Raw genomic sequence first — 7,970 nt, forward strand, 5'->3', positions numbered from 1 at the left:
CCCGCGTGACTTTCATGCCTGCAATGATCCGTACTGCCCTCGCCACCCTGTTGATACTGGCGCTCGCCCCCCCTGTGCTGGCGGCGCCCGCGCCCTCCCGGCCCGCGGACCCTCTGGCCGCCGTGATGGCGGGCGAATTCGCCCTGCAGGCCGGCCAGCTGCCCGAGGCCAGCCGCTGGTACCTGGAGGCGGCGCGGCAGGACGACGACGCCGGCCTGGCCGAGCGCGCCACCCGGATCGCGCTGCTGGCCAAGGACGATGCCCGCGCCACCGAGGCGCTGAAGCTCTGGCGCGAACGCTCCCCCCGCACGCTGGCCCTGCGTGGCGCCGAGGCCACGCTGGCCCTCCGCGAGGGCAAGGCGCGCGTCGCCCGGCGCGAACTGACGGCCTTGATGAAGGACCCCGACGAGCTGGGCTGGCGCCATGCGCTGACCGCGCTGGCCAGCGGCGGCAAGGATCCCGACCTGGCGGCGCGCCTGCTCGGCGAGTTGGTGGACGACCGCGCCATTCCCGACCGGCTGCAGGCTTGGCTGGCCTTCGCCGGGCTGGCCCAGCAACTGGACCAGCGCGACCTGGCCGAGCGCATGGTCGCCGACGTGGTGAAGCGCTATCCCGGCGAACCGCAGGTGGCGCTGCTGCATGCCCGCCAGTTGCGCCAGGCCGACCGCAAACCGCAGGCCAGGGAGGTGCTGGACGGATTGCTGCCCCGGGCGACCGGCGATGCCGGGCTGCGGCTGGAACTGGCGGAGGAATACGACCGCCTGGGCGACCCGGCCGCCGCCTCGCAGGCGCTGGGGCAGGGGCCGCAGGACAGCCTGACCTATGGCCTGCGCGCCTCGCTGCTGGCCAAGGCCGAGGACACCGCGGCGTTGACGGCCCTCTACGACGAACTGCGCGACGACGCGTCCGGCGTGGACCAGCCGACCGAGTACAACCCGGACCGGCGGCTGTTGCTGGGCCAGATCGCCGAGTTCCTGAAGCGCCGCGATGAAGCGCTGGCGTGGTACCGCAGCGTGCCGGCCGGCGAGCAGCGCGCCGAAGCCCGCCTGCGTTCCATCAACACCCTGTACGAGCTGGGCCGGAAGGACGAAGCCTTCGCCGACGCGCGCCGCCTGCAGGGCGACGCCACCGTCGAGGACGGCACCCGCCGTGATGCCTACCTGATGGAGGCCGAGCTGCGGCAGAAGGACAAGCAGGATGCCGGCGAGCTGGAGGTGTTCGCGCGCGGGCTGGCGGCCTATCCGGACGATCTCGCCCTGCTGTACTCGCGCGGGCTGGCGTGGGAACGCCGCGACCGCATCGACCATGCCGAAGCGGATTTCCGCCGCATCCTGGTGATCGATCCGGAAAACGTGGCCGCGCTCAACGCGCTCGGCTACACGCTGGCCGACCGCACCACGCGCTACCAGGAAGCGCTGGAACTGATCGACCGCGCGCGTACCGCCGCGCCGGAGGATGCCGCCATCATCGACAGCTACGGCTGGGTGCTTTACCGGCTGGGCCGCAACGCCGAAGCGCTGGTGGAGCTGCGCCGCGCCTTCACCCTGCAGAAGGACCCTGAAATCGCCGCCCACGTGGCCGAAGTGCTGTGGGTGATGGGGCAGAAGGACGAGGCCCGCCGCTACTTCGAAGAAGCGCGCAAGCTGGATCCGGACAACCGCTCGCTGCTGCGCGCGCTGGAGAAGACGGGCGCATGAATATCCGTGTCGTGTGGCTGGCGGGGCTGGCCGCCCTGTCGATGGCGGGTTGCGCCAGCCGTGGCCCGGCGGTGGCGACCTCGCCGGTATTGAGCGATCCGGAAGCCATCGCCGCCGCCCAGGCGACGCAGGCCACCCGCGAGGCCTGGCTGGCCGGCCGCGGCGATTGGTCGTTCGAAGGGCGGGTGGCGGTCAACGCGCAGGGCAAGGGCGGCAACGGCCGCATCGACTGGCGCCAGCAGGGCGACGCCTACCAGGTGGCGCTCAGCGCGCCCGTCACCCGACAGAGCTGGCGATTGAGCGGCGACCTGCACTCTGACGCAGGCCGGCTGGAAGGCCTGGAAGGCGGGCCGCGCGAAGGCGACGATGTCGAACTCCTGCTGAAGGAGGCGACCGGCTGGGACATCCCGCTGCAGTCGCTGGTCCGCTGGACGCGCGGCCTGGCCGACGCCGAGTACCGCAGCGACGGCCCCGCGCAATTGGAATACGCCACCGACGGCCGCTTGCGCAGCCTGCGCCAGCAGGGCTGGCGGGTGGATTTCATGGACTGGTTCCCGCCGGAAGGCGAGCGTCCGGCCATGCCCCGTCGCATCGAGGCGGCCCGCGATGGCGCAAAAGTGCGGCTGGTGGTCGACCAGTGGGACTTCGAGTCGCCATGACCGGCTTTGCCGCCGGCGACGGCTGGTCGGCCTGGCCGGCGCCGGCCAAGCTGAACCTGTTCCTGCAGATCACCGGTCGCCGGGCGGATGGCTACCACCTGCTGCAGACGGTGTTCCGGCTGCTGGAGTGGGGCGATACCGTGCACCTGCGCCTGCGCGATGATGGTGAAGTGCGGCGCCAGGGGGCCTCCGTGCCTGGCGTGGCCGAGGCCGACGATCTCATGGTGCGTGCGGCCAGGATGCTTCAAATAGAGGCGAACGTCGCCCAAGGTGTGGACATCGGCGTGGAAAAGCGCATTCCGGCCGGTGGCGGCTTCGGCGGTGGCTCTTCGGACGCGGCCACGGTCCTGGTCGCGCTGGACCATCTATGGGGCACGGATCTCCCGGTCGAACGCCTGGCCGAACTGGGGCTGGCGCTGGGCGCCGACGTGCCCGTCTTCGTCCGCGGCCGGAATGCCTGGGCGGAGGGAGTGGGGGAGTGGCTGGTCCCGCTGGACCTGCCGCCGGCCTGGTATCTGCTGGCGGACCCGGGCGTCCACGTGCCGACCGCCGCGCTTTTCCGTTCGCCGGATTTGACGCGTGATGCTGCACCCGCGAAAATATCCGACTTCGTTTCGGGATCACTGCTCGGCAATGCGTTCGAGTCGGTGTTGCGCTGCCGGGAACCTGCCGTCGAGGCGGCGTTCCGGGCGTTGGCGCACGTCGGCACGCCGCGGCTGACCGGCTCCGGCAGCGGTTGCTTCGTGGAGTTCGCCGATCGTGCATCGGCCGAGGCGGCGCTGGCGGACCTGCCCGCCGGCGTCCGCGCCTGGCTGGCGCAGGGCGCCGCGCGGTCGCCGCTGCACCGGCGGCTTGAGCGTGGCACCGAAATGGAGAGAACCGCCTAGGGGCGTCGCCAAGTGGTTAAGGCACCGGGTTTTGATCCCGGCATGCGTAGGTTCGAATCCTTCCGCCCCTGCCAATTTCCGTATTCCTTCCTGCGCCTGCCGAGACGACCATGCAAGACGAACGCAACCTGCTTGTCTTCTCCGGCAACGCCAACAAGCCGCTGGCCAGCAGCATCTGCCGCGAACTGGGCGTGCGCCCGGGCAAGGCGCTGGTGTCGCGCTTCTCCGATGGCGAAGTGCAGGTGGAGATCCAGGAGAACGTCCGCCGGCAGGAAGTGTTCGTGGTGCAGCCGACCTGCGCGCCGAGCGCCGAGAACCTGGTGGAGCTGCTGGTGCTGATCGACGCGCTGAAGCGCGCATCGGCCAGCAGCGTCACCGCGGTGGTGCCGTACTTCGGCTACGCCCGCCAGGACCGCCGCATGCGCTCCTCGCGCGTGCCGATCACGGCCAAGGTGGCGGCCAAGATGTTCACCGCGGTCAGCGCCGACCGCGTGCTGACGGTGGACCTGCACGCCGACCAGATCCAGGGTTTCTTCGACATCCCGGTCGACAACGTGTACGCCTCGCCGCTGCTGCTGGCCGACATCTGGCGCGCCTACGGCACGGAGAACCTGCTGGTGGTGTCGCCGGACGTGGGCGGCGTGGTGCGCGCCCGCGCGGTGGCCAAGCGGCTGGACGACGCCGACCTGGCCATCATCGACAAGCGCCGCCCGCGCGCCAACGTGGCCACGGTGATGAACATCATCGGCGACGTGGAAGGCAAGGATTGCGTGCTGGTGGACGACATCGTGGACACCGCCGGCACCTTGTGCGCCGCGGCGGCCGCGCTGAAGCAGCATGGCGCCAAGAAGGTGGCCGCCTACTGCACCCACCCCGTGCTCTCGGGCCCGGCGGTGGACAACCTGAACAACTCGGTGCTCGACGAACTCGTCGTCACCGACACCATCCCGCTCTCGCCGCAGGCGCAGGGCTGCAGCAAGATCCGCCAGCTCAGCGTGGCGGAACTGCTGGCGGAAACGATCCGCCGCATCGCCTTCGGCGAGTCGGTCAGCTCGTTGTACGTGGATTGAAGGTCGGGATTCGTGATTGGGGATTCGGGATTCGCTTCTGCTCTTGCGAATCTCCAATCCCGAATGCCGAATCTCGGCATCACTGGACTCTTCTGGTCGCGGAGGAGTCATCAAAACCGCCGCGAGGCGGTCCATCAACCTAGGTAGTGAAGAAAATGGCAACCACACATGAAATCAAGGTGCAGCGCCGCGAGGACGAGGGTAAGGGTGCGAGCCGCCGCCTGCGTCGCGCCGGTACCGTGCCGGCCATCGTTTACGGTGGCGAACTGAAGCCGGTCAGCATCCAGCTGAACCACAACGACGTCTGGCTGGCCAGCCAGCACGACTGGTTCTACTCGTCCATCCTGGACCTGAGCCTCAACGGCGACATCCAGAAGGTCCTGCTGCGTGACCTGCAGCGCCACCCGTTCAAGCAGCAGATCCTGCACCTGGACTTCCAGCGCGTGAACGAGAACGAGACTCTGCGCACCGCGGTGCCGCTGCACTTCCTGAACGAAGAGAAGTCCCCGGCCGGCAAGTCCGCCGAGGTCGTCGTGACCCATGAGCTGAACGAAGTCGTGGTGGAGTGCCTGCCGAAGGACCTGCCGGAGTTCATCGAGATCGACCTGGCCGACCTGGCCCTGGGCGCGGTCGTCCACCTGTCCGACATCAAGCTGCCGGCCGGCGTGGAAATCCCCGAGTTGAAGCTGGGCAAGGAACACGACGTCGCCGTCGTGATCGCCAAGCACGGCCGCGAGGAAGCCGAAGAAGCGCCAGCGGCGGCGGAATCGGCCGAAGTGCCGGCCGCCAAGGTCGCCAAGAAGGAAGACAAGTAATCGCGTCGCGGTGCGCCTGCTCCGGCGGGCGCACCGGCGTGATGCGCTGCGATGGCAGGTTTGCGTCTCATCGTCGGACTGGGCAATCCCGGTGCCGAACACGCCCGGACCCGGCACAACGCCGGGTTCCATTTTGTCGATGCCCTGGCGGAACGGCAGGGCGAGCGCTTCGGCTTGGAGAGCAAGCTGTTCGGCGAGACCGCCAAGGTCGTGATCGCCGGCCAGCCGGTCTGGCTGCTGAAGCCGGCCACCTACATGAACCTCAGCGGCAAGTCGGTCGTGGCCGCGTTGCGCTACTGGAAGATCGCCCCGGAAGAGGCGCTGCTGGCGCACGACGAACTGGACCTGGCGCCGGGTACGGCGCGCCTGAAGTTCGATGGCGGCCACGGCGGCCAGAACGGATTGCGCGACACCATCCAGCACCTGGGGCACGGCAAGTTCCACCGCCTGCGCATCGGCATCGGCCATCCGGGCCACAAGGACCGCGTGACGAGCTGGGTGCTGGGTAAGCCGGGCAAGGACGACGAGATCCTGATCGCGCGCGCCATCGACGATGCGATCGACGTGTTGCCGCTGGCGGTGGCGGGCAATTTCATGGACGCGATGACGCGGCTGCACACGAGCAGGGATTAGCGATTGGGGATTGGGGATTCGCAACGGCGCAGGATGACTGCTTCTACGAATCCCCAATCCCGAATCCCGAATCCCGGACGCTACACATGGGCATCAAATGCGGCATCGTCGGCCTTCCCAACGTGGGCAAGTCGACCCTGTTCAACGCGCTGACCAAGGCGGGCATCGCCGCGGCCAACTTCCCGTTCTGCACCATCGAGCCCAACGTGGGCGTGGTGCCGGTGCCGGATCCGCGCCTCAACCAGCTGGCCGAGATCGTCAAGCCGCAGAAGTGCATCCCGACTGCGGTCGAGTTCGTCGACATCGCCGGCCTGGTCGCCGGCGCCGCCAGCGGGGAAGGGCTGGGCAACAAGTTCCTGGCCCACATCCGTGAAGTGGACGCCATCACCCACGTGGTGCGCTGCTTCGAGCACGGCGACATCGTGCACGTGGCCGGCAAGGTCGATCCGCTGTCGGACATCGACACCATCGACACCGAGCTGGCGCTGGCCGACCTGGACAGTGTCGAAAAAGCGCTCAACCGCGCCGAACGCTCGGCCAAGGCCGGCGAAAAGGATGCCATCGCCCGCAAGCCGGTACTGCAGAAGCTGCACGCCGGCCTGAGCGACGGCAGGCCCGGCCGCGCGCTGGGGCTGGACGACGAGGAGAAGGCGCTGGTCCGCGACCTGTTCCTGCTGACCCTCAAGCCGGTCATGTACGTGGCCAACGTGCTGGAGGACGGTTTCGAGAACAATCCCCACCTGGATGCCGTGCGCGCCCGCGCCGCGACGGAGGGGGCCGAGGTGGTGCCGGTGTCGGCGGCCATCGAGGAAGAGCTGTCCCAGCTGGACGATGAGGACCGGGATACCTTCCTGGCCGACCTGGGCCTGGCCGAGCCGGGCCTGAACCGGGTGATCCGCGCCGCCTACAAGCTGCTGGGCCTGCAGACCTACTTCACCGCCGGCGTGAAGGAAGTCCGCGCCTGGACCGTGAAGGCCGGCTCGACCGCCCCGCAGGCGGCGGCGGTCATCCACACCGACTTCGAGAAGGGCTTCATCCGCGCCGAAACCATCGCGTTCGACGATTTCATCAAGTACAAGGGCGAATCCGGCGCCCGCGACGCCGGCCGCCTGCGGCTGGAGGGCAAGGAATACCGGGTGCAGGAGGGCGACGTCCTCCACTTCCGGTTCAATGTCTGAGAAAAATTGCGTCCGGCGCGTTGACAGGCGAGCCGCTTCGCGCCAAAATCTCGGGCTGTTTCACCCTGGTTTGATTTGGCCGCCCGGCCTGGTCAGTCCGGTGACTCCGGAGGGATACCCAAGCGGCCAACGGGGGCAGACTGTAAATCTGCTGGCTTACGCCTTCGGTGGTTCGAATCCACCTCCCTCCACCATTCGCAACATCCTGGATGGCGCCGGCGACGGTGGAATCCAAAAAAGCGGGACACGAGGTGGATGAGATCCGCCGAGTGGTTCGACAGGATCGCCGGAGGGCGATCTTGAACGCACCGAAGGGTGCGGCCCGGAGGGCGAGGCGCGCGGCGCCGAGTCATCCACCTCCCTCCACCAGAATTCGCTGTTGTTTTGAGTTGTTGTGGTCTCCCGGTGCGGGAGTAGTTCAATGGTAGAACTGTAGCCTTCCAAGCTACTAGTGCGGGTTCGATTCCCGTCTCCCGCTCCACTGAACACCGTGCAGGACCTGCGTCATCCCAGGCAACACAACCGGTTCCACGCTCACGTAGCTCAGTCGGTAGAGCACCTCCTTGGTAAGGAGGAGGTCGATGGTTCGATTCCATTCGTGAGCACCACTTTCCTTCCTTTTACGATCCACTCGAGAAGAAGCAGCCATGGCAAAGGGTAAATTCGAACGCACCAAGCCGCACGTGAACGTGGGCACGATTGGTCACGTGGACCACGGCAAGACGACGCTGACGGCGGCGCTGACGAAGATCGGCGCGGAGCGTTTCGGTGGCGAGTTCAAGGCGTACGACGCGATCGACGCGGCGCCGGAAGAGAAGGCGCGCGGGATCACGATTTCGACGGCGCACGTGGAATACGAATCGGCGAACCGCCATTACGCGCACGTGGACTGCCCGGGCCACGCGGATTACGTGAAGAACATGATCACCGGTGCGGCCCAGATGGACGGCGCGATCCTGGTGTGCTCGGCCGCGGACGGCCCGATGCCGCAGACGCGCGAGCACATCCTGCTGTCGCGCCAGGTGGGCGTG

The 7,970-nt window shown here is 68.0% G+C and carries 8 protein-coding genes, 4 tRNA genes and 1 other RNA gene; all 13 read left to right on the forward strand.

All coding sequences use genetic code 11. From position 1 onward, the window contains the following. The first annotated feature begins 14 nt into the window (after positions 1 to 14). Positions 15 to 1,697 carry a tetratricopeptide repeat protein gene (locus AAD027_RS15065; RefSeq protein ID WP_341726846.1) on the forward strand — a complete coding sequence of 561 codons (1,683 nt, stop codon included), beginning with the start codon at positions 15 to 17 and terminating at the stop codon, positions 1,695 to 1,697. Then, a complete protein-coding gene (gene lolB, locus AAD027_RS15070) occupies positions 1,694 to 2,356 on the forward strand; it encodes a lipoprotein insertase outer membrane protein LolB (RefSeq protein WP_341726847.1) in 663 nt (220 codons plus the stop codon). The genes AAD027_RS15065 and lolB overlap by 4 nt, the downstream gene beginning before the upstream one ends. Next, the gene (gene ispE / locus AAD027_RS15075; protein ID WP_341726848.1) at positions 2,353 to 3,243 is read left to right on the forward strand and encodes a 4-(cytidine 5'-diphospho)-2-C-methyl-D-erythritol kinase; all 891 of its coding nucleotides are present in this window, start codon (positions 2,353 to 2,355) and stop codon (positions 3,241 to 3,243) included. Before lolB ends, ispE begins: the two co-directional genes overlap by 4 nt. Further along, positions 3,242 to 3,317 (forward strand) — tRNA-Gln (locus AAD027_RS15080). The genes ispE and AAD027_RS15080 overlap by 2 nt, the downstream gene beginning before the upstream one ends. Positions 3,318 to 3,353: 36 nt before the next feature. Beyond that, positions 3,354 to 4,313, forward strand: a complete 960-nt coding sequence (locus AAD027_RS15085) for a ribose-phosphate diphosphokinase (protein ID WP_341726849.1) — start codon at positions 3,354 to 3,356, stop codon at positions 4,311 to 4,313. 155 nt (positions 4,314 to 4,468) lie between these two features. Then, positions 4,469 to 5,128, forward strand: coding sequence for a 50S ribosomal protein L25/general stress protein Ctc (locus tag AAD027_RS15090; protein WP_341726850.1), 660 nt, complete (start codon positions 4,469 to 4,471; stop codon positions 5,126 to 5,128). 51 nt (positions 5,129 to 5,179) lie between these two features. After that, on the forward strand, positions 5,180 to 5,761 hold the full coding sequence (gene pth / locus AAD027_RS15095) for an aminoacyl-tRNA hydrolase (protein WP_341726851.1): 582 nt from the start codon (positions 5,180 to 5,182) through the stop codon (positions 5,759 to 5,761). 86 nt (positions 5,762 to 5,847) lie between these two features. Further along, positions 5,848 to 6,939, forward strand: a complete 1,092-nt coding sequence (gene ychF, locus AAD027_RS15100; RefSeq protein WP_341726852.1) for a redox-regulated ATPase YchF — start codon at positions 5,848 to 5,850, stop codon at positions 6,937 to 6,939. Between the two features lie 108 nt (positions 6,940 to 7,047). After that, positions 7,048 to 7,133: transfer RNA gene (locus tag AAD027_RS15105), tRNA-Tyr, on the forward strand. A 40-nt stretch (positions 7,134 to 7,173) separates the two neighbouring features. Next, a non-coding RNA gene (locus AAD027_RS15110) (RtT sRNA) lies at positions 7,174 to 7,308 on the forward strand. Between the two features lie 38 nt (positions 7,309 to 7,346). Next, positions 7,347 to 7,420 (forward strand) — tRNA-Gly (locus AAD027_RS15115). Between the two features lie 51 nt (positions 7,421 to 7,471). Further along, positions 7,472 to 7,547 (forward strand) — tRNA-Thr (locus AAD027_RS15120). A 39-nt stretch (positions 7,548 to 7,586) separates the two neighbouring features. Then, positions 7,587 to 7,970, forward strand: a 384-nt coding sequence (locus AAD027_RS15125) for a GTP-binding protein (RefSeq protein ID WP_341726853.1), incomplete at its 3' end; no start/stop codon positions are given.

Source organism: Pseudoxanthomonas putridarboris, assembly GCF_038321125.1.
In the GTDB taxonomy this organism is placed as follows: domain Bacteria; phylum Pseudomonadota; class Gammaproteobacteria; order Xanthomonadales; family Xanthomonadaceae; genus Pseudoxanthomonas_A; species Pseudoxanthomonas_A putridarboris.

Bases quoted from the DNA above. Each gene is read 5' to 3' on its own strand.
- AAD027_RS15090 (WP_341726850.1), top strand. From the start codon at position 4,469: ATGGCAACCACACATGAAATCAAGGTGCAGCGCCGCGAGGACGAGGGT.
- lolB (WP_341726847.1), top strand. From the start codon at position 1,694: ATGAATATCCGTGTCGTGTGGCTGGCGGGGCTGGCCGCCCTGTCGATG.
- AAD027_RS15085 (WP_341726849.1), top strand. From the start codon at position 3,354: ATGCAAGACGAACGCAACCTGCTTGTCTTCTCCGGCAACGCCAACAAG.
- AAD027_RS15065 (WP_341726846.1), top strand. From the start codon at position 15: ATGCCTGCAATGATCCGTACTGCCCTCGCCACCCTGTTGATACTGGCG.
- ispE (WP_341726848.1), top strand. From the start codon at position 2,353: ATGACCGGCTTTGCCGCCGGCGACGGCTGGTCGGCCTGGCCGGCGCCG.
- ychF (WP_341726852.1), top strand. From the start codon at position 5,848: ATGGGCATCAAATGCGGCATCGTCGGCCTTCCCAACGTGGGCAAGTCG.
- pth (WP_341726851.1), top strand. From the start codon at position 5,180: ATGGCAGGTTTGCGTCTCATCGTCGGACTGGGCAATCCCGGTGCCGAA.